Raw genomic sequence first — 20,052 nt, 5'->3', positions numbered from 1 at the left:
TCTCGCGAAGCGGATACGCGGGCGGATCAGACTTGCTCCTACCCGCTGCAGACCCGCAACGGGAAGGTCCAGGATCTCCTGTCGGTGTCCCGGGTCCTTCGTTCAAGAGAATCCATAGGAAGTCATCGCCATGATCACGTCACGCCAACGCATCCTCGCAGCCGCGCTGCTGGCTTCGGCCGCCTTCGCCGCTTCCGCCCAGGCACCCGCGCCTACCACCATGCCCCAGGGGGCCCCAGCGGCCTCTGTGACGGCCGAACAGCATCCCCGCCATGCCCACGACGGGAAATCCTTCGAACGCCTGCAGGAGCGGCGTGCCAAGCACCTGGAGGAACTCAAGGGGCAGCTCAAGCTCGATGCCTCGCAACAGGCCGCCTGGAGCAACTTCGTCGCCGCCACCCAGCCGCCGATGCGTGGTCCCCGGCCCGATCGCGCCGAGTTCGAGCGGATGACGACCCCACAGCGACTGGACCGCATGCAGGCGCGTCAGACCGAACATGCCGCCATGTTCGCCTGTCGCAACGATGCCACCCGGGCGCTGTATGCGGCCCTGAAGCCCGAGCAGCAGAAGATCTTCGATGCCCAGACGCTGCGCCGTGGCCCCCATCCGTCGATGGAAGGACATGAGGGCGCGAAGCACCGGCGCATGCACGAGGCTCCAGCCAAGAGCTGATCGCGCGATGCTCAAGACGGACTCCTCGAAGTCCGTTCCCACAACGCAAAAGGCCCACCGCGATGGAACGCGGTGGGCCTTTTGTCCGTGAGCGGCCTGGATGGGCCGCTCCGAGGGAGCATTCGACACGGGGCTCGACGAGCCCCGGGGCGTTTACTTGCCGGCGGCTGCCGGGGGACGCTGGGTCGAGGGGACGATGGTCTCGGAGTTGCCGGCGGGCAGCGTGGCGTTGGGCGTACGGACGGCGGCACGCGTGTCGGCCTTGACGCCTTCGCGCGACTTGCCGCTCATGACGGCCGGGGGGCCGTCCATCTTGCGGCCACCGATGGTCTCGGAATTGCCGGCGGGCAGCGTGGCATCAGGGGTGCGCACGGCGGCGCGGGTCTCGGACTTCACCGCGGCGCGCGACTGGGGCATCGTGCCGGCCGGACGCTGCGTCTGCGGCGTGCCGGTGGCGGTGTCACCTGCGGGCAGCGGCTTGGTGGCCTGCTGTGCAGACACGGAGCCTGCGACGATCATTCCGGCCACGAACACGGAAGAGAGAAGGGAAGTGGAAAGATTGCGTTTCATGCTGGTTCCTTGATCTGGACAGTAATTGAAGCCATGGGCCTGCGGCCTGCGACATCCGAGCCCTTTTTCGAGACTCTAAGGATAACTTAGCGAGTGTCTGTCAAGGGGGGTGTGAGGCGGTGGCACAGGACGCTGTAGGACGTGGCGGCGCCGCCCGCGAAGACACTCGGGCGTCCTACAGTGCGTGTGGGAGAGGCCCCCTAAAACACTGTCGGACATGCGATTCGAAGGGTGTGCCGTGACAGGTCCGGCACACTTTCGGCATGTCGTCGACCTCACTTCCACACCATGCTGTCTGAATCGCCTCTTTCGTCCACGCCGTCTTCCGCCGCCGCGATGCCGCCCGCCAGGAGCGGGGCGGCCGCGGCATCGACGTCGATCAAGGTGATGACGGTCAACACCCACAAGGGCTTCACGGCGCTCAACCGCAAGTTCATCCTGCCGGAATTGCGAGAGGCGGTACGCACCGTCGGCGCCGATGTCGTCTTCCTGCAGGAAGTCCAGGGCACGCACGACCAGCATGCGCGCAAGCACAGCAACTGGCCGGAAGCGCCGCACTACGAATTCCTCGCCGACACGATGTGGCCGCAGTTCGCCTATGGCCGCAATGCCGTGTATCCGAAGGGGCACCATGGGAACGCGGTGCTCTCGAAGTTCCCGATCGTCACTTTCACCAACCACGACGTGTCCATCGCGGGTCCGGAGAAACGCGGCCTGCTGCACTGCGCCTTGCGGGTGCCGGGGCGGGTCGTCGAGGTGCACGTGATCTGCGCCCATCTGGGGCTGGCGGAGGCGCATCGCCAGCAGCAGCTCGAACTGCTCTGCCACATCGTGCGCGACGAGGTGCCCGCCGATGCCCCGCTGGTGGTGGCGGGCGACTTCAACGACTGGCGCTGCCAGGCCCACGACATCCTCGAACAGGGCGCCGGTCTGCGCGAGGTCTTCGTGCATGCCAATGGGAAGGCCGCCCGGACATTCCCGGCACGCTTCCCCCTCCTGCAGCTCGATCGCATCTACGTGCGCAACGCGGCCGTCCACGCGCCCGTGGTGCTGCCGCGCCGGCCATGGTCGCACCTGTCCGACCATGCGCCGCTGGTCGCGGAGATCGAGCTGTGAGCGGGTGGTTCGCGGGCAACCGCATCGAGCTGCTGGAGAACGGCGAGGAGTTCTTTCCGCGGGTCTTCGAGGCCATCCGCGCCGCCCGCCACGAGGCCATCATCGAGACCTTCATCCTGTTCGAGGACAAGGTGGGCAAGGCGTTGCATGCCGCGATGCGCGAGGCGGCGCTGCGCGGCGTCAAGATCGATCTCATGATCGATGGCTTCGGGTCGCCCGATCTGTCGCAGGAATTCATCTCGGGCCTGGTGTCGGTCGGCGTCAACGTGCGTGTGTTCGACCCGGGGCAACGCATCCTGGGACGCCGGCTCAACGTGTTCCGGCGCATGCATCGCAAGATCGTCGTGATCGATGGCGTGCGGGCCTTCGTCGGCGGCATCAACTATTCGGCCGACCACATGCTGGACTTCGGGCCCAAGGCCAAGCAGGACTATGCCGTCGAGCTCGAGGGGCCGATCGTCTCCGACATCCACCGTTTCGTGCTGCGCGCGATCGCCATCGGCGGCAAGAGCCCCAGCTGGTTCCGGCGTCGCATGAAGGAAGCGCACAAGGAGCACGACGGCACCGCCGTCGGCGGCGCCGAGATCCAGTTCGTCACGCGCGACAACCGCCACCACACCACCGACATCGAGCGCCAGTACCGCCATGCCCTGCGCACCGCGCAGCAGCGGGTGGTGATCGCCAATGCGTATTTCTTTCCCGGCTACCGGCTGATCAAGGAAATGCGTCGCGCGGCGCGGCGTGGCGTCGACGTGCGGCTGATCCTGCAGGGCGAGCCCGACATGCCGATCGTCAAGACCGCCGCGAGCATGCTCTACCACCACCTGCTGCATGCGGGTGTGCGCATCTTCGAGTATTGCGAGCGGCCCCTGCATGGCAAGGTCGCGGTGATGGACGACCACTGGAGCACGGTGGGCTCGAGCAACCTCGATCCGCTGAGCCTGTCGCTCAATCTCGAAGCCAACGTCATCGTGCGCGACCGCGCCTTCAACACGACGCTGCACGAGCGCCTGGACGATCTCATGCGCAACAGCTGCAAGCAGATCCAGGCCGAGAACCTCACCGAATGGAGTGGCTGGCGCCTGGTGCGCAGCTTCTTCATCTTCCACGTGCTGCGCTGGTATCCGGCGTGGATGGCCTGGCTGCCCCGCCATGCGCCGGTGCTGAAGCCGCTGCAGGCATCAGCGGCGCGCGATGGCGGCGCGACGCAGACGGACACCGCTTGACCATGAAAGCCGCCTGGCCATGGATCAAGCGCATCGGCACCTGGGTGTTCTTCGCGCTCGTCGCATGGTTGATCGTCAAGCAGGCGCGCGGGATCGACTGGGACGACGTGCTCGATGCCTTCTCGCGCCTGCCGGCCTCGACCCTGTGGATGGCGGGTGGGCTGGCGGCGGCGAGCTATGCCGTCTACAGCACCTACGACCTGCTCGGGCGCCGCGTCACCGGTCATTCCCTGGGCACCGGCACCGTGATGGGCGTGACCTTCGTGAGCTATGCCTTCAATCTCAACCTGGGTTCGCTGGTCGGCGCCGTGGCCTCGCGCTACCGGCTCTATTCGCGCCTCGGTCTGGCGACCGAGACCATCACGCGCGTGCTCGGCTTCAGCATGCTGACCAACTGGCTGGGCTACCTGGTGGTGGGGGGGCTCGCCTTCAGCTTCTGGCCGCTCGACCTGCCGCCCGACTGGAAGATCGGCAATGGCGGGCTGCGGTTGCTGGGTGCCGCCCTGCTGGCGATCGCCGTGGCCTACGTGGGCGTCTGCGCCCTCGCCAGCGACCGGACCTGGCACGTGCGGGGCCATGCGTTCACACCACCGTCGCTGCGCATGGCCGGCCTGCAGCTGGCGATGTCCTGCACCAACTGGGCCTTGATGGCGGGCATCGTCTGGCTGCTGCTGCAGCAGAAGGTGCCCTACCCGGAAGTGCTGGCAGTGCTGCTGGTCGGTGCCGTGGCCGGCGTCATCACCCACGTGCCGGCGGGCCTGGGAGTGCTGGAGGCGGTGTTCGTCGCCCTGCTCGCGCACCGCATGCCCCAGGGACAGATCCTGGCGGCGCTGATCGGCTACCGGGCCCTCTACTACATCGCGCCACTGGCGATCGCGGCGGTGGCCTTCCTGGCCATGGAACTGCGCGCGCGCAAGCTGTCGCCCTCCGCGGATGGCGCCGCGTCGGCCCGGCCGGGCGAGGCGGGCACCGCCTAGGCTCCGGCCTGCAATCCCTGAAACCGACTCGCCAGCAGGGATGTCATGTCCACTGTACATTCATCCAGTGACCATCCAACGCAAGCTCGCCATCCTCGCTGACGCCGCCAAGTACGACGCCTCCTGTGCTTCCAGCGGCACGAGCAAGCGGAGTTCGGTCGGCGGCACGGGCATCGGCTCGACCGAAGGGTCGGGCATCTGCCACAGCTACGCGCCGGACGGCCGCTGCATCTCCCTGCTGAAGATCCTGCTGACCAATTTCTGCCAGTACGACTGCCTCTACTGCGTCAACCGCGTCAGCAGCAACGTGCCACGCGCCCGCTTCACGGTCGATGAGGTGGTCGGGCTGACCCTGGACTTCTATCGCCGCAACTGCATCGAGGGATTGTTCCTGTCGAGCGGCATCATCCAGAACCCCGACTACACGATGGAGCAGATCGTCGAGGTGGCCCGGGTGCTGCGCGAGGAGCACGACTTCCGCGGCTACATCCATCTCAAGACCATCCCCGATGCCGCACCCGAACTGCTGCGCCGCGCCGGCCTCTACGCCGATCGCCTGAGCATCAATGTCGAGCTGCCCACCGTCCAGGGCCTCGAGGCGCTGGCGCCCGAGAAGGACAGCGCCGCCATCCGTCGCTCGATGGCCAATCTGCGCGTGCACATCGACGATGCCAAGGGCGAGGCGCGCGATGCCGCGGCGGTCTCGGTGATGTCGATGCCGACCTCGACGCCGCGGCGCGCCGCGGCACCGAAGTTCGCCCCGGCTGGCCAGAGCACCCAGATGATCGTCGGCGCCGATGCCACCGACGATCGCACCATCCTCTCGACCAGCGCCAATCTCTATGGGGCCTACCGGCTGCGCCGCGTCTACTACTCGGCCTTCAGTCCCATTCCCGATGCCTCGTCGTCGCTGCCGCTCGCCGCGCCGCCGATGGTGCGCGAGCATCGGCTCTACCAGGCCGACTGGCTGATGCGCTTCTATGGCTTCGCGCATGACGAGATCGTGCCGCCGAGCGCGCCCGGCGACACCGGCGGCGGCATGCTGTCGCTCGATGTCGATCCCAAGCTGGCCTGGGCCCTGGCTCACCGCGACCGCTTTCCGGTCGACCTCAACACCGCGCCGCGCGAGATGCTGCTGCGGGTGCCGGGCCTGGGCGTGAAGGCGGTCGAACGCCTGCTCATGGCGCGCCGCGTGCGCCGCTTGCGCAGCGACGACCTCAAGCGCCTTCACGTCCCCATCAAGAAGGTCATGGCTTTCGTCGAGGTCACCGACCATCGTCCCGGTCGTGCGCTGGAGGCGAGCGATCTCGTCGCGCGATTGCGCCCCGTACCGGTACAGGCTTCGCTCTTTTCCGCCTGAGCGCCTACAGCATCGCCAGGGTCGGGCCACATGATTGACATCATGGCAACCCAGACCATCACGCTCGACGGCGATACCGACTGGCCCGGCTTCCGCCGCGAGGCGCGTCGGTTGCTGGCCGGCCAGGTCCCTCCCGACGATGTGGTCTGGCACACCCGCGAAAGCGCCGAGCTCGATCTGTTCGCATCGCTCGACGAGGCGCCGGTCCTGCCGCCAGCGATCGCCGGCGATGCGACCTCGGCTGCAACCGTGGCCACGCCGGGCGACCCTCCATCGAGTATCGGCTCGCAGCAGGCGCTCCCGCATCTCGGTTCGGCCTCGGCCGTGGTCCCGCCGGCGTTCGTGCGCCTGTGCGAGACCGTGGTGCTGCACGAGGATCCGGCACGCTTCGGCCTGCTCTATCGGCTGTTGTGGCGCCTGGTGCACGAGCCGGGCCTGCGCGACGATCCGATCGACGCCGACCGCGTGCGGGCGCAGCACATGGCCCAGGCGGTACGGCGCGACATGCACAAGATGAAGGCCTTCGTGCGCTTCCGCAGCATCGAGCAGGCCGATGGCGCAGCGACGCTGCACGTGGCGTGGTTCGAACCCTTCCATCACATCGTGGAGGCGGTGGCGCCCTTCTTCGTGCGCCGCTTTACGCAGATGCGCTGGGCCATCCTGACGCCCGAGCGGTCGCTGCGCTGGGAGCCCGCAGCGGCTGCGGCCGAAGGCACCCTGACTTTCGGTCCTGGCGCCCGACGCGAGGACGCACCCACCGCGGATGCCGGCGAAGCGCTGTGGCTCACCTACTACCGCCACATCTTCAATCCCGCGCGGCTCAAGCTGGCGATGATGCAGAAGGAGATGCCGCGCCGTTACTGGCGCAACCTGCCCGAAGCCGAATTGATCACGCCCCTGTCGGTGGAGGCGATGGCGCGCAGCGGCCGGATGATCGAAGCCCCGGCCAGCACGCCGGCACGCCGCATCGCGCCGGTGTCCCATCTGCGCAAACGCCCATCGACTGCCGGCCAGGACCTGCAGGACCTCTCGCTTCCCGGTCTGGCCTCTCCACTCGATGACGCAGGGATGGCATTGACGCTGCCCGACGATCCTGCGCAGGCACTGAGGCAGCTCAAGGAGGCGACCCAGCGCTGCCGCGAATGCCCGATCGGGGCGCATGCGACGCAGGCGGTGTTCGGCGAGGGCCCGCTGCGTTCGGCGCTGATGGTCGTCGGCGAGCAGCCGGGGGACCAGGAGGACCTGCGGGGGCGGCCTTTCGTCGGGCCATCGGGCCAGCTCTTCGACCGTGCCGTCGCCGATCTGGGTTGGACGCGCGACGCCATCTATGTCACCAATGCGGTCAAGCATTTCAAGTTCGAGCTGCGCGGCAAGCGACGCATCCACAAGACGCCCAGCCAGCAGGAGGCCGCGACCTGCCTGCATTGGCTGGAAAGCGAGATGCGGCAGGTGCGGCCGCAGGCCCTCGTCGCGCTGGGTGCCACGGCGGCCCGGGCGCTCCTTCGCCGGCCGGTGGCCGTCATGAAGGAGCGTGGCCAGTGGCATACCGGGCCGCATGGTGAACAGGTGCTGGTGACCCTGCATCCGTCGGCGCTGTTGCGTGGCGATCCGGCGCAGCACGAGGAGGCCTACGCACGCTGGCTGGAAGATCTGTCGCTCGCCAGCGCCTTCATGCGATCGGAGGCCTGATCAGCGTCGACCTGTCGAATCGGCGATTTGTTGCACTGCAGCAAAAAAGCGTGGTTTGTCCTATAGTGCGTCATCGTCATTCATCAGGTGTCTCCATGACCCAAGCCTCCTCTTCGAGATTTTTCAATCCCCTCATGCTGTGGGCGGATGTTGCGGTGACGACGCAGGAGATGTGGGTCTCGTCGGCCTCAGTCGTTCAGGCGCGCACCGAGCGCATGGCGCTCGCGGGACTGTCGCCCAGTCCGGCCGATCTGGCCGAATTCCAGTTGATGGCCAACGAGAAGCTGAGTGCCGTGGGAGAGTCCAGCGCGGCGATCGTCCGCCAGCTCCAGACCAGCGGTCTCGGTCTGCTGAACCGGGCCATCCGCCAGTGGTTCGGTGGTGCGGCTGCCCTCACCGGCCTGCTCGCCAGCGCGACACCGGCCCAGGCCCTGCTCCAGGGCGACCGACTGTTGGAGGTGGGAACGCAGGTGGCGGCCACGGTGTCCCAGATGACCAGCGTCCCGGCACGCGTGACGCAGCGGGGCCTGAAGCCGATCCATGCCAAGGCCACGGCCAACGCGCGGCGTCTGGCGCAGTCGGTCAACGTCTGAATTCGTTCTTTCACATTGGTCGCCGGGGCACGCGCATCGGCACCCCGCTCTTCAGGCTGAGACGAGTCGCACCAATGTGATCTCCGATGGCGCGCCGATGCGCTTGGGCGGACCCCAGTAGCCGGTACCCCGGCTGATGTAGATCCACATCGCATCCAGGCGATGCAGGCCCGAGACATAGGGTTGCTGCAGCGGAACGAAGAAATTCCAGGGGAAGAACTGTCCGCCGTGCGTGTGCCCGGAGAGCTGCAGCTGGAAGCCCGCCGCCGACGCCGCGGCGGCGCTGCGCGGCTGATGCGCCAGCAGGATGCGGGTGGTGACTCCGGGCGGGGCACCCGACAGCGCGGTCAGCGGATCGCTCGCCTGCGCCTGGTCGAAATGGGCGGCGTTGAAGTCGTTCACGCCAGCGAGCAGCAGCGTGGCGGCATCGGCCTCGTCGTCGGTCTGGGCGCCTTGGGCCGTCAGGTCGCCATGGCTGCCTCGGGCGGCCAGCAGCACGTGTTCGTTCTGCAGGACCCGCAGGCCCATCCGGCGCAGTTCAGCCACCCAGGCCGTCGCGCCGGCATAGTACTCATGGTTGCCGGTCACCACGAAGGTGCCATGGCGCGCCTTCAATCCCGTCAGTGGCGCGATGTGACGTTGCAGGGTCGGCACGTCGCCATCCACCAGATCACCGGTGATGGCGACCGCATCGGCCTCGAGGCGGTTCACCCGGTCGACGATGCGCTGGATGTAGCCATGCCGGATCGTCGGGCCCACGTGCAGATCGCTCAACTGCGCGATGGTGAAGCCGCGCAGCGCCTTGGGCAGGTCGGTGATCGGCACGTCGATGCGGACCACGCGCGCCGTGCGACGCGCATTGAAGAATCCGATCAGCGAGCTCGCCGTCGCCATCAATGGAACGGCAATGGCGCTCCAGCGCGTCAGATCCGACATCAGTTCCGGCGTCACGTGTCCCGACATCCGGAGCAGCCAGACGACGAGCAGCGCGACATCGCGTAGCAACGTCGTGACGGCCATGGACGAGAACCAGCCCATCGCCACCAGGCCCAGCCATTGCCAGCCCCGCCCGATCGCCCGCCCATGGCCTCGGAATGCCATGAATGGCAGCGGCATCGACACCACCGAGAGCAGCAAGGCCAGGAACAGGGCCGCGGACGCGAGATGGCTGACGGCATGGAGCGACGGCAGCAGGCGCAAACCGAGATAGACATGCAGCAGGGCAGTCAGGACGACGAGTGATCGAAACGGCATGGGGATTTGGAGTGTGGCGGGCAGTGGGACAGGGGACCAGCGGGCGTCGTCGATGCCGCGCCAAGGCGCAATTTCAAGCTGGACACGACCACATTCAAGGTCTGTGCCTGATGTTGAAAATATTGTTCACATCGATCCGCGTCATATCGCGCGGATCCTCGTCCTCTAGGGTGTCGCCTCGATTGGCTTGTCGGTCTCTTGCGGCATGCGGTCCCCATGCCCGACCACGCAGGCCGCCCTGATGATGCGAGTGGAGAAATCGCCTGCTATCTGGCGGAAGACCATCGGCCGCAGGTGCTCGGGCGGATAGTCGAGTCGGGCGATGGGTGGTCCGGCGAAGTGCGGTTCGGCATGGAAGGTCGCCGACACGTAGCGCGCGGTGGAGGCCGAACAATCCACCTCGGCCATGCTTTCGAACGAACGAAATCTGATGCCTTCGGTACTGGTGCGTTCCGACACCCGGCTCACGCGAACCGCCAGCCAGCGACGATCGCCATCGGAGCGCAGGGTGGCGGGGTCGACCTGCACATAGTCAGCGCGGTCGTCGCCGGCAATGCCCGCGATCGTGAACCAGCTGGCCTGGGCAGGCACAGCTCCCCAAAACAACATCAGACAACACAGGATGCGACAAGACGGCAAGATTCGAAAATCATAAATTGCTTGATCTCAACCTGCAGGAATCGATGAAGCACAGAAAGCTTTAGCATTAATTCATCGATCTTTCGCTCGCTTCATGGCTTCGGCTTCCTCGGTCTGCACGGCATCCGTGCCGATGTCGGGTGTACCTGGAAAGCCGGAACTCTTGTCGCTTTCCCGACCCATGCGGCTGCCGGTCTCGATCGGATCCTCCTGACCGATGGCTCGGCTTTGCTCGAGCGTGCGTCCGGATGCCTCGCCACGATCGCCCACCCGGGCCTCGTGGCCACCATATTCGGTGCCGGATGCATCGGAACTTCCCGTGGCGGGTGGGGGCGCGGCATCGGCGGCTGCCCTGGATCGATCGTTGGCGGATGTGGTCATCGGAAATGCTCCTGGAAAATTCGTTGGAACCGCGAAGTGAAGTGAACGCACAGGCAGCGTGCGGCGTGGTCAAAGCCGCGTCACGCCGGTGGCCTTTCCGCTTCGACGTAGGCGGGCGCGCAGCCTGACCGAACTTCCCGTGAAACGCCTGCGCTTCGTCTCGAGGGTCAGACCTGCCCGAGCCATCGATCGACCTGCATTTGACTGGCGTCTGGAACGGGTCGGAACCTACACCCGGTCGTCACGATGGCATGAAGGTGGAAGCTCGTTCCCCGAACCCTGGAGTGTCACTGCCATGAAGTCTTCTTTCCTCGATCCGGCAAGCCGATTCCGAGTCGCCTGCCTGGCCGCCTGTCTGTTGACGGCCGGTGGCGGCGCCTGGGCCCAGGCCACCGGCAATCCCAAAGGCACCGGCGTCCCACCGGCACAGGGCACGGCCGAGAAAGCCCCAGCGGGCGCTCGTCCGGCCGGCGCCGGCACGCAGACCGGTGCCACGTCGTCGGGTGGACTCACCTCGGAAAGCGGTCCCGCCAGCGCGCGCATGAATCGCACGGTACCTCCGGGTGGCGGTACCGCCGGTGGTCTCACCCAACGCAATCTGACCGCACCGGAATCCGCTTCCAAGAGCACGACCGACAAGGGGTCGGCGACTCCCCGGCCGGTCACGCCATCGGCACCGGCCGGATCGCGCTGATGCCAGGCCGATCGGCATCGACATGAGCGTGCGTGCCCTGCGGTCGACGTTCGGCCCGTTGTGTCATTGGTGCGGACTGCCGATGGACTTCGATGAACCGCATGGCCGGCTGGAGTCGGCCACCATCGAGCACCTGCACGATGCGACCCTGGGCGGCATCCGGCAGCAGAAGCACCGGCGGCTCGCGCATGGCGCATGCAACCGGATGCGCAACGAGCTCAGGATGGAGGCCGAGAAGCGGTTCCGCGCCTGGATCGATGCGCGGATCGCGCGGGCTCGCGCGGTTGCCGATGTCACACCCGGACACGACCATCGGGACCCCGGGCATGACGATTCATCCACAGCTGGCGACCCGGAACCAAGGTGAGAATGACCTGTTGAGGAGCCTCATGGCGCCCAGCCTCACCGGATGGCCGGCCTCGGCCAGTCCGTGAAGCGCAGGCAACGCCAGCGACCCGGTACTTCAGACGTCGATGTTCCCGGCCCGCAATGCGTTCTGCTCGATGAACTCGCGCCGCGGCTCGACCTCCTCGCCCATCAGCATCGTGAAGACGCGGTCGGCCTCGATGGCGTCGTCGATCTGCACGCGCAGCAGACGGCGCACGTTGGGGTCCATGGTGGTCTCCCACAGCTGCTCGGGATTCATCTCGCCCAGGCCCTTGTAGCGCTGGCGCGAGGTGGTGCGTTCGGCCTCGCCGATCAGCCACTTCATGGCGACGCGGAAGTCGGCGACCCGCTCCTCACGGGCGCGCTCGCCTTCGCCGCGACGAACGATGGCACCCTCGCCCAGAAGATCGCGGAAGGTGCTGGCGGCGGTCGCCAGGGCGGCATAGTCGGCGCCATGGACGAAGTCCTGCGTGATGACGCTGCTCTTGACGTTGCCATGGTGGCGGCGACTGATGCGCAACAGCGGCTTGTCGGTGCGCACGTCGAATTCGCTCGCCACCTCGGCCGGTTCGCCGGCGTCGTCGAGTTCACGCAGCTTGTGCTGCAACGCCACGGCCGAGGCCTCGGCGGCGGCCGGAGTGTCGAGGTCGAGCGACACGCCATCGGCCATGGCACGCAACGCGGCCGCGTCCATGAACACGCCCAGGCGTGCGATGACGGCCTGGGCGAGCTGGTGCTTGCGCGCCAGTTCGGCCAGCGTGTCGCCGCTGAGCGTGGTCGGGTTGGCGCCACCGGTCTCGATGCTCGCATCCTTGAGGGCGACCTTCAGCAGGAAGACGTCGAGCGCCGGCCCGTCCTTCAGGTACTGCTCCTCCTTGCCGAACTTCACCTTGTAGAGCGGCGGCTGGGCAATGTAGATGTGGCCGCGCTCGACCAGTTCGGGCATCTGCCGATAGAAGAACGTCAGCAGCAGCGTGCGGATGTGGGCGCCGTCGACGTCGGCGTCGGTCATGATGATGATGCGGTGGTAGCGCAGCTTGGCGACGTTGAAGTCGTCGGCGCCGCCACCCGCGCCACCCGAGGTGGCCGTGCCGGCGCGGCCGATGCCGGTGCCCAGCGCGGTGATCATCACCAGGATCTCGTTGCTGGTCAGCAGCTTCTCGTAGCGCGCCTTCTCCACGTTCAGGATCTTGCCGCGCAGGGGCAGGATGGCCTGGAACTTCCGGTCACGACCCTGCTTGGCGGAGCCACCGGCGGAGTCGCCCTCCACCAGGTAGACCTCGCACAGCGCGGGATCCTTCTCCTGGCAGTCGGCCAGCTTGCCCGGCAGGCCCATGCCGTCGAGCACGCCCTTGCGCCGGGTCATCTCGCGGGCCTTGCGCGCCGCCTCGCGCGCGCGCGCCGCCTCGATGATCTTGCCGCAGATGGTTTTGGCGTCGTTCGGGCGTTCCTGCAGATAGTCGGCGAGCAGGCGCCCGACGATGTCCTCCACCGGCGCGCGCACTTCGCTGGAGACGAGCTTGTCCTTGGTCTGGCTGGAGAACTTGGGTTCGGGCACCTTCACGCTCAGCACGCAGCACAGGCCCTCGCGCATGTCGTCGCCGGTGACCTCGACCTTGGCCTTCTTGGCCAGCTCGTTCTCCTCGATGTACTTGTTGATGACGCGCGTCATGGCCGCGCGCAATCCGGTGAGGTGGGTGCCGCCGTCGCGCTGCGGGATGTTGTTGGTGAAACAGAGCACCTGCTCGCTGTAGGCGCTGTTCCACTGCATCGCCACCTCGACGCCGATGTGGGTGCCCGGAATGCCGCCATAGGTCTCGGCCGGCTTCTCGCCCATGGCGTAGAAGACGTTGGGGTGCAGGACGTTCTTGCCCTTGTTGATGAACTCGACGAAGCCCTTGACGCCGCCGGCACCGGAGAAATCGTCTTCCTTGCCGGTGCGCTCGTCCTTCAGCCGGATGCGCACGCCGTTGTTCAGGAAGCTCAGCTCGCGCAGGCGCTTGGAGAGGATCTCGTAGTGGAAATCGTTGTTCTCCTTGAAGATCTCCGTGTCGGGCAGGAAGTGGACCTCGGTGCCGCGCTTGTCGGTGTCTCCGATGACGCGCATCGGCGAGACCTCGAAGCCATTGACGTTGTCGAGCAGGCGGTTCTGCACGAAACCACGGCTGAATTCGAGCTCGTGGATCTTGCCCTCGCGCCGCACCACCAGGCGCAGTGTCACGCTCAGCGCGTTCACGCACGAGACGCCCACCCCGTGCAGGCCACCGGACACTTTGTAGCTGTTCTGGTTGAACTTGCCGCCGGCATGCAGTTCGGTCAGCGCGATCTCGGCCGCCGAGCGCTTGGGCTCGTGCTTGTCGTCCATCTTGACACCCGTCGGGATGCCGCGGCCATTGTCGGTGACGGAGATCGAGTTGTCGGAATGGATGGTGACGACGATGTCGTCGCAGTGGCCCGCCAGCGCCTCGTCGATCGAGTTGTCGACCACCTCGAACACCAGGTGGTGCAGGCCGGTGCCGTCGGAGGTGTCGCCGATGTACATCCCCGGCCGCTTGCGCACCGCCTCGAGCCCTTCGAGGATCGTGATCGAGCCTTCACCATACGAGGTATCGGCCGGCGTGATCTCGATGGGAATCGCGCTTTCGATCTCGGGGGTGTAGACCGGCTCGGTGTGTGGAACGGCCGGCTTGTTTGCTTCGCTCATTGGTACTCTTTCTCAATCTCTCTCGATGACTCGACACGAATCGACTCGATGCGGCGCTTCCTAGCGCTCTTCCGCCCTGCCCCTGCCCCGCTCCTCTCGCACCGTGTGAACACCCGCCCGGAACACCACGGAGTCGGCTGCGCCGGGCTGCTGGTGTCGTTCCCTTGGAGGGAAAGGCGAGAGCGACGCACGATGCGCGAAGCCCGGGGGCGGGCTATATCCGCATGGGCATCACGACGTACTTGAACGACGCGTTCTCGGGAATGGTGAACAGCGCCGAGCTGTTCGAATCCGCCAGCTCCAGCGTGACCATGTCCTGGCTCATGTTGGAGAGGGCATCGATCAGGTAGGTGACGTTGAAGCCGATCTCGATGGCATCGCCGCCATAGTCGATGTCGACCTCGTCCTGCGCTTCTTCCTGCTCGGCATTGCTCGATGCGATGCGCAGCGTGCCGGGCTCGATGTTCAGACGCACGCCCTTGAACTTGTCGGAAGTCAGGATCGCGGTACGTTGCAGGCTGGCCAGGAGGGTCGAGCGACCCAGCGTGACGCTGTTCTTGTGGTTCTTCGGGATCACGCGGTTGTAGTCGGGGAACTTACCCTCGACCAGCTTGGTGACGAACTCCATGCCGCCGAAGCCGAACTTGGCCTGGTTGCTGGCGAACTGCAGATCGATGGCGCCATCGGCATCCGACAGCAGCCGCTGCAGCTCGATCACGGTCTTGCGCGGCAGGATCACCTCCTGGCGTGGCACCTCGACCTCCAGCGTCGCCGAGGCGAAGGCCAGCCGGTGGCCGTCGGTCGCCACCAGCGACAGCTGCTGGCCCTCGGCCACGAACAGGATGCCGTTGAGGTAGTAGCGGATGTCGTGCACCGCCATGGCGAAGGACACCTGCTGCAGCAGGCTCTTGAGCGTCTTCTGCGGGACGCTGAACACTGGCCCGAAGGTGGCGGCCTCCTGCACCAGCGGGAAATCCTCGGCCGGCAGCGATTGCAGCGTGAAGCGGCTCTTGCCACCCTTGAGCACCAGCTTGTTCGCGCTCGACTCCAGGCTCACGGTCTGATCGGCCGGCATGGTGCGCAGGATGTCGATCAGCTTGCGCGCGCCGATGGTCGTCGTGAAGTCACCCTCGTCGCCACCGAGCTCGGCCGTGGTGCGGATCTGGATCTCCAGGTCGCTGGTGGTGAGCTGCAATTGGCCGCCGGTCTTGCGGATCAGCACGTTGGCCAGGATGGGCAGCGTGTGACGCCGTTCCACGATGCCTGCCACCGACTGCAGCGCGGCGAGGACTTTGTCTTGGGGGGCCTTCAGGACGATCATGTCTTATCTCTTCCTCAGATTCGTTTGGATGTTCTCAAGCCGCGGAACGTCGTGGCACCGGCTCGACCGGTCCGCCGGCATTTCCATGGGCAACGGGGTTGGGTGCGGAGGCGCGACGGATGCCGGGCCCGGAGGTTTGCCTCATCCCTTCAAGGTCTGTTCGAGCACGTGGAGCTGCTGGTTGAGCTCGGTGAGCTGCTGGCGCTCGCCGGAGATCTTGCGCACCGCGTGCAACACCGTCGTGTGGTCGCGTCCACCGAAGAGTTCGCCGATCTCGGGCAGGCTCTTCTGCGTGAGCTCCTTGGCCAGGTACATCGCGATCTGCCGCGGCCGGGCGATGCTGGCCGGACGTTTCTTCGAGTACATGTCGGCGACCTTGATCTTGTAGTAGTCAGCCACCGTCTTCTGGATGTTTTCCACAGAGATCTGCCGGTTCTGGATCGACAGCAGGTCACGCAATGCCTCGCGTGCCAGGGCGATCGAGATCTCCTTCTGGTTGAAGCGCGAGTACGCCAGGATCTTGCGCAACGCGCCTTCGAGTTCCCGCACGTTGGAGCGCACGTTCTTCGCGACGAAGAAGGCGACCTCCTCCGGCATGTCGACTGCTTCGGCACGCGCCTTGTTGATCAGGATGGCCACGCGCATCTCCAGCTCCGGCGGCTCGATGGCCACTGTCAGGCCGGAGTCGAAGCGCGAGACCAGGCGTTCGTGGATGTCGGCCAGTCCCTTCGGATAGGTGTCGCTGGTCATCACGATGTGCGACTTCTTGGCCAGCAGCGCCTCGAAGGCGTTGAAGAATTCCTCCTGCGTGCGGTCCTTGTTGGCGAAGAACTGCACGTCGTCGATCAGCAGCAGGTCGAGCGAGTGATAGCGCTCCTTGAACTCGTCGAAGGTCTTGCGCTGATAGGCCTTGACCACATCCGAGACGAACTGCTCGGCATGGATGTAGAGGACCTTCGACTCCGGCCGGTCGACCATGAGGCGGTTGCCCACCGCGTGCATCAGGTGGGTCTTGCCCAGGCCGACGCCACCATAGATGAACAGCGGGTTGTAGAGATGCCCGGGCATGCCCGCCACGTGCATCGCCGCCGCGCGCGCCATGCGGTTGGCCGTGCCCTCGACCAGGGTGTCGAAGGTCAGACCGGCGTTGAGCCGGTTCTTGAAGCCATGGGTCGATGCCTCCTCGCCGAGGCCGGCCACGTCGCGCGGCACGTCGGTCTCGGCCATGACGGCCAGCGGAGACGGGCGCACGGGGGCGTCGCGCGGCGCCAGGGCCAGCTCGACGATCACCGACTGGCCATAGATCTTCTCGGCCATGCCGGCGATCCGGCCGGCATACTGCGCGCGGATCCAGTCGAGCTTGAAACGGTTCGCGACGAACACCGTCATGCGAGAGAGATCGTCGGTGACCTGGGCGGTCAGCGGCTTGATCCAGGTGTTGAACTGCTGCTCGGAGAGCTCCTGCGCGAGCTGATCGACACAGGCTTGCCAGAGGCTGTCGCCAGCGCCGTCAGTCGGCATGGGCGCTCTGGGATGGGAGATTTCCCTCGGTCATTTTTCGGGTGCCGTGTTGTGGATATTTGCCTTGTCAAGGCGGCTCGCATTCTAACTTGTCAAAGCCTTATCCACACCATCCGAAGGCGCGTCTTGCAAGGCCCGACCCGGCTGAAGGTTTGGTGCTTCAGCGAATCTTTGTGATAATCGCGGGTTTCCCTGAAAACTCTTTGCGTGTTTCGGGGCGCTCTTCGACCCTACACCCCAGAGAATCATGAAACGTACCTACCAAGCCTCCAAAGTCCGCCGCGCCCGCACCCACGGTTTCCTCGTCCGCATGAAGACCCGCGGTGGCCGCGCCGTCATCAACGCGCGTCGTGCCAAGGGCCGCAAGCGCCTGGCCGTCTAAGCGTCCCGCAACCAACGCTGGCGGCGACGTTGCTGGACCTGCCGCCGTCCACAGCGCCCGGCACGCCATCCCCGGTGCCGATGTCGTCATCCCCGCATCGGCTCAAGACCCGCGCTCAGTTCCAGGCCGCCCTGGCCGGAACCACCGTGGCGCGCACCCCTCATTTCGCCTTGCACCGTTGCGCGCTCGACGTGATGGCGGGCGACGAGGCGTTGTTCGATGGCGAACCCGGCATCTGGCTGGGCGCGATGGTGCCCAAGCGCTGGGCCCGTCGAGCCGTGACGCGCAACGCCATCAAGCGCCAGATCTACAACGTGGGCGCCGCCTCCGAGACCCTGCTGCCGCCGGCCGCCCATGTGGTGCGCCTGCGTGCCGGTTTCGACCGCAAGGAATTCGTGAGTGCGAGCTCCGAGCGGCTCAAGGCCGCCGTGCGTGCCGAGCTGCAGCAGCTGATGCTGCGTGGTCGCATCGGACGTTCGTGATGCGACGCGTGCTCGTCACCCTGGTCAAGGGCTATCGGCTGCTGCTGAGCCCGTGGCTGGGCGCCTCCTGCCGGTTCGAGCCGACCTGCTCCGCCTACGCCATCGAAGCCCTGGAACGTCACGGGGCGATCGCCGGCACCGGCCTCACGCTCTATCGGATCATCCGCTGCCAGCCCTGGTGCCAGGGCGGCCATGATCCCGTGCCCGATCTGCGCACGCGGTCGCGAAGCGGCACGACGCTGTTCACCTCCCTTCTCTCCTCCGACGCCTCCTCAGACAAGAAGTCTTCTTCATGAACGATATACGCCGCACCATCCTGCTGGTGATCTTTGGTTTTTCGCTGGTGATGCTGTGGGACCAATGGCAGGTCCACAACGGCAACAAGCCGACCTTCCTGCCATCGTCGAAGCCGGCGCAGACGGCGACCAACACGCCCGCCACGACCACGGGGACCGGAACGGCCAACACCCTGCCGGGCGCCGCGGCGATGCCGGGCAATCCGATGGCGCTGCCGGCCCAGACGGCGCCGGCGCCGGTGGCCGAGAAGGTGCGCGTCACGACCGACGTCTTCACCGCCGTCATCGACAGCCAGGGCGGCACGCTGTCCGAGCTGCAGCTGCGCCAGTACCTCGACCAGATGTACAGCGGCGGTTTCCTCGACACCTTCAACAACCTCACCGGCCAGGCGCCGGCCCCCCACCTCGTCAAGCCCGTGACGTTGATGGACGATGGCTCGCCCGCCACGCGCTACGTGGCCCAGACCGGTCTCATCAATGTCGTCGACAGCGGTGAACGCTTTCCGAACCATCTGACGGCCATGACGCCGGTGGTCGGTCCACGCGAGCTCGCCGAGGGCCAGAACACGCTCGAAGTGAGTTTCGAGTCGCAGCCCGTGGGCGGCCTGAAGTACGTCAAGACCTATGTGTTCACGCGCGGCGACTACACGATCCGCGTCCGCCATCAGGTGGTCAACGTGAGCGCGCAGCCGCTCGATGCCCAGCTGTACCTGCAACTCGTGCGTCATGGCACGGTGCCCAGCAGCACCATGTTCGGCACCAACACGTTCACCGGGCCGGCGCTCTACACCGACGAGAAGAAGTTCCACAAGGTCGCGTTCGCGGACATCACCAAGAACAAGGCCGAGCTGCCCCCGGCCGCCAACAACGGCTGGATCGCCATGGTGCAGCACTACTTCGTGTCGGCCTGGTTGCTGAACGTCCCGGGCAGCGACACCCTGCGGCGCGAGTTCAGAGTCGCCGACCTGGGCAACAACCTGTTCTCGGTCGCCATGGTCGTGCCCCTGCCCAAGCTCGCGCCCGGTGCCAGCCAGAGCATCGACAGCAGCCTCTACGCCGGCCCCGAGGAAGAGAAGAAGCTCGAAGCCCTGGCTCCCGGCCTGGAGCTGGTCAAGGACTACGGCATCTTCACGATCATCTCCAAGCCGCTCTACTGGCTGCTCAACCAGCTCCACGGCATCCTGGGCAACTGGGGCTGGTCGATCGTCGCGCTGGTCGTGCTGCTCAAGGCGGCCTTCTACTGGCTCAACGCCAAGGCCTATGCCAGCATGGCCAAGATGAAGGCCATCAATCCGAAGATCACGGAGATGCGCGCGCGCCTGAAGGACAAGCCGCAGGAGATGCAGCAGGAGATGATGCGCATCTACAAGGACGAGAAGGTCAACCCGATGGGTGGCTGTTTCCCGATCGTGATCCAGATCCCGGTCTTCATCGCGCTCTACTGGGTGCTGCTGTCGTCGGTCGAGATGCGCCATGCGCCCTGGATCGGCTGGATCCAGGATCTCTCGGCACCCGATCCCTGGTTCATCCTGCCGATCGTCATGACCGCCACCTCGCTGTTCCAGACCTGGCTGAACCCGACGCCGCCGGACCCGATGCAGGCCAAGCTGATGTGGATCATGCCGCTGGCCTTCAGCGTGATGTTCATCTTCTTCCCGGCCGGCCTGGTGCTCTACTGGATCACCAACAACGTGCTGTCGATCGCGCAGCAGTGGTTCATCAACAAGCGTCTGGGCGTCCTGGGCAAGTGACGCCCACCTCGCGCGGCGCGCTGCCATCCGGCAGAC

Annotated in this window: 19 protein-coding genes and 1 pseudogene; 13 read left to right on the top strand and 7 right to left on the bottom strand. The window is 66.2% G+C overall.

Annotated features, from left to right (window positions below; genetic code table 11):
* Positions 1-130 precede the first annotated feature (130 nt).
* Complete coding sequence (locus AC1MLT_RS12565) at positions 131-673, top strand: Spy/CpxP family protein refolding chaperone (RefSeq protein WP_481032539.1); 543 nt, start codon at positions 131-133, stop codon at positions 671-673.
* 153 nt (positions 674-826) lie between these two features.
* Here the strand turns inward: AC1MLT_RS12565 and AC1MLT_RS12560 are convergent, their stop codons facing one another.
* Positions 827-1,243 (bottom strand): hypothetical protein, encoded by a 417-nt coding sequence (locus tag AC1MLT_RS12560; protein ID WP_481032538.1) that lies wholly within the window; start codon positions 1,241-1,243, stop codon positions 827-829.
* Positions 1,244-1,579: 336 nt separating this feature from the next.
* On the opposite strand from AC1MLT_RS12560, the gene AC1MLT_RS12555 reads away from it, so the two are divergent.
* The 6 genes from AC1MLT_RS12555 (at position 1,580) to AC1MLT_RS12530 (ending at position 8,204) form a co-directional block, all read left to right on the top strand.
* Positions 1,580-2,359: an endonuclease/exonuclease/phosphatase family protein gene (locus AC1MLT_RS12555; RefSeq protein WP_481035004.1), complete on the top strand. Its 780-nt coding sequence runs from the start codon at positions 1,580-1,582 to the stop codon at positions 2,357-2,359.
* The gene (gene clsB / locus AC1MLT_RS12550) at positions 2,356-3,585 is read left to right on the top strand and encodes a cardiolipin synthase ClsB (RefSeq protein WP_481032537.1); all 1,230 of its coding nucleotides are present in this window, start codon (positions 2,356-2,358) and stop codon (positions 3,583-3,585) included. The genes AC1MLT_RS12555 and clsB overlap by 4 nt, the downstream gene beginning before the upstream one ends.
* Before the next feature lie 2 nt (positions 3,586-3,587).
* Entirely contained in the window at positions 3,588-4,562 is a 975-nt protein-coding gene (locus AC1MLT_RS12545) for a lysylphosphatidylglycerol synthase domain-containing protein (RefSeq protein ID WP_481035003.1), read from the top strand.
* Positions 4,563-4,629: 67 nt separating this feature from the next.
* The gene (locus tag AC1MLT_RS12540) at positions 4,630-5,922 is read left to right on the top strand and encodes a putative DNA modification/repair radical SAM protein (RefSeq protein ID WP_481032536.1); all 1,293 of its coding nucleotides are present in this window, start codon (positions 4,630-4,632) and stop codon (positions 5,920-5,922) included.
* A 42-nt stretch (positions 5,923-5,964) separates the two neighbouring features.
* A complete protein-coding gene (locus AC1MLT_RS12535; protein ID WP_481032535.1) occupies positions 5,965-7,611 on the top strand; it encodes a UdgX family uracil-DNA binding protein in 1,647 nt (548 codons plus the stop codon).
* A gap of 95 nt (positions 7,612-7,706) precedes the next feature.
* The gene (locus AC1MLT_RS12530) at positions 7,707-8,204 is read left to right on the top strand and encodes a polyhydroxyalkanoate granule-associated phasin (RefSeq protein WP_481032534.1); all 498 of its coding nucleotides are present in this window, start codon (positions 7,707-7,709) and stop codon (positions 8,202-8,204) included.
* A 51-nt stretch (positions 8,205-8,255) separates the two neighbouring features.
* Here the strand turns inward: AC1MLT_RS12530 and AC1MLT_RS12525 are convergent, their stop codons facing one another.
* The 3 genes from AC1MLT_RS12525 to AC1MLT_RS12515 form a co-directional block, all read right to left on the bottom strand.
* Positions 8,256-9,458 carry a metallophosphoesterase gene (locus tag AC1MLT_RS12525; RefSeq protein ID WP_481032533.1) on the bottom strand — a complete coding sequence of 401 codons (1,203 nt, stop codon included), beginning with the start codon at positions 9,456-9,458 and terminating at the stop codon, positions 8,256-8,258.
* Between the two features lie 165 nt (positions 9,459-9,623).
* Entirely contained in the window at positions 9,624-10,049 is a 426-nt protein-coding gene (locus AC1MLT_RS12520) for a surface-adhesin E family protein (RefSeq protein ID WP_481032532.1), read from the bottom strand.
* Positions 10,050-10,169: 120 nt separating this feature from the next.
* Positions 10,170-10,478: a hypothetical protein gene (locus AC1MLT_RS12515; RefSeq protein WP_481032531.1), complete on the bottom strand. Its 309-nt coding sequence runs from the start codon at positions 10,476-10,478 to the stop codon at positions 10,170-10,172.
* Positions 10,479-10,773: 295 nt separating this feature from the next.
* On the opposite strand from AC1MLT_RS12515, the gene AC1MLT_RS12510 reads away from it, so the two are divergent.
* On the top strand, positions 10,774-11,172 hold the full coding sequence (locus tag AC1MLT_RS12510) for a hypothetical protein (RefSeq protein ID WP_481032530.1): 399 nt from the start codon (positions 10,774-10,776) through the stop codon (positions 11,170-11,172).
* 22 nt (positions 11,173-11,194) lie between these two features.
* Positions 11,195-11,539 carry a hypothetical protein gene (locus AC1MLT_RS12505; RefSeq protein ID WP_481032529.1) on the top strand — a complete coding sequence of 115 codons (345 nt, stop codon included), beginning with the start codon at positions 11,195-11,197 and terminating at the stop codon, positions 11,537-11,539.
* A 96-nt stretch (positions 11,540-11,635) separates the two neighbouring features.
* Here AC1MLT_RS12505 and gyrB read toward each other — a convergent pair.
* The 3 genes and pseudogenes from gyrB to dnaA all read right to left on the bottom strand — a co-directional run.
* Positions 11,636-14,164: pseudogene (gyrB, locus tag AC1MLT_RS12500) on the bottom strand (DNA topoisomerase (ATP-hydrolyzing) subunit B); the annotation flags it as partial.
* 313 nt (positions 14,165-14,477) lie between these two features.
* Entirely contained in the window at positions 14,478-15,584 is a 1,107-nt protein-coding gene (gene dnaN / locus AC1MLT_RS12495; RefSeq protein WP_296312296.1) for a DNA polymerase III subunit beta, read from the bottom strand.
* A 141-nt stretch (positions 15,585-15,725) separates the two neighbouring features.
* Positions 15,726-17,105: a chromosomal replication initiator protein DnaA gene (gene dnaA, locus AC1MLT_RS12490; RefSeq protein WP_296312299.1), complete on the bottom strand. Its 1,380-nt coding sequence runs from the start codon at positions 17,103-17,105 to the stop codon at positions 15,726-15,728.
* A gap of 247 nt (positions 17,106-17,352) precedes the next feature.
* On the opposite strand from dnaA, the gene rpmH reads away from it, so the two are divergent.
* The 4 genes from rpmH (at position 17,353) to yidC (ending at position 20,016) form a co-directional block, all read left to right on the top strand.
* A complete protein-coding gene (gene rpmH / locus AC1MLT_RS12485; protein WP_007834827.1) occupies positions 17,353-17,487 on the top strand; it encodes a 50S ribosomal protein L34 in 135 nt (44 codons plus the stop codon).
* Positions 17,488-17,567: 80 nt separating this feature from the next.
* The gene (locus AC1MLT_RS12480) at positions 17,568-17,969 is read left to right on the top strand and encodes a ribonuclease P protein component (protein WP_296312302.1); all 402 of its coding nucleotides are present in this window, start codon (positions 17,568-17,570) and stop codon (positions 17,967-17,969) included.
* Positions 17,969-18,265 carry a membrane protein insertion efficiency factor YidD gene (yidD, locus tag AC1MLT_RS12475; protein ID WP_296312305.1) on the top strand — a complete coding sequence of 99 codons (297 nt, stop codon included), beginning with the start codon at positions 17,969-17,971 and terminating at the stop codon, positions 18,263-18,265. The genes AC1MLT_RS12480 and yidD overlap by 1 nt, the downstream gene beginning before the upstream one ends.
* On the top strand, positions 18,262-20,016 hold the full coding sequence (yidC, locus tag AC1MLT_RS12470) for a membrane protein insertase YidC (protein ID WP_481032528.1): 1,755 nt from the start codon (positions 18,262-18,264) through the stop codon (positions 20,014-20,016). Before yidD ends, yidC begins: the two co-directional genes overlap by 4 nt.
* Positions 20,017-20,052: the final 36 nt, after the last annotated feature.

Source organism: Variovorax sp. PEI5, from assembly GCF_056679935.1.
This window is presented reverse-complemented; position numbering and strand designations above follow the sequence as displayed.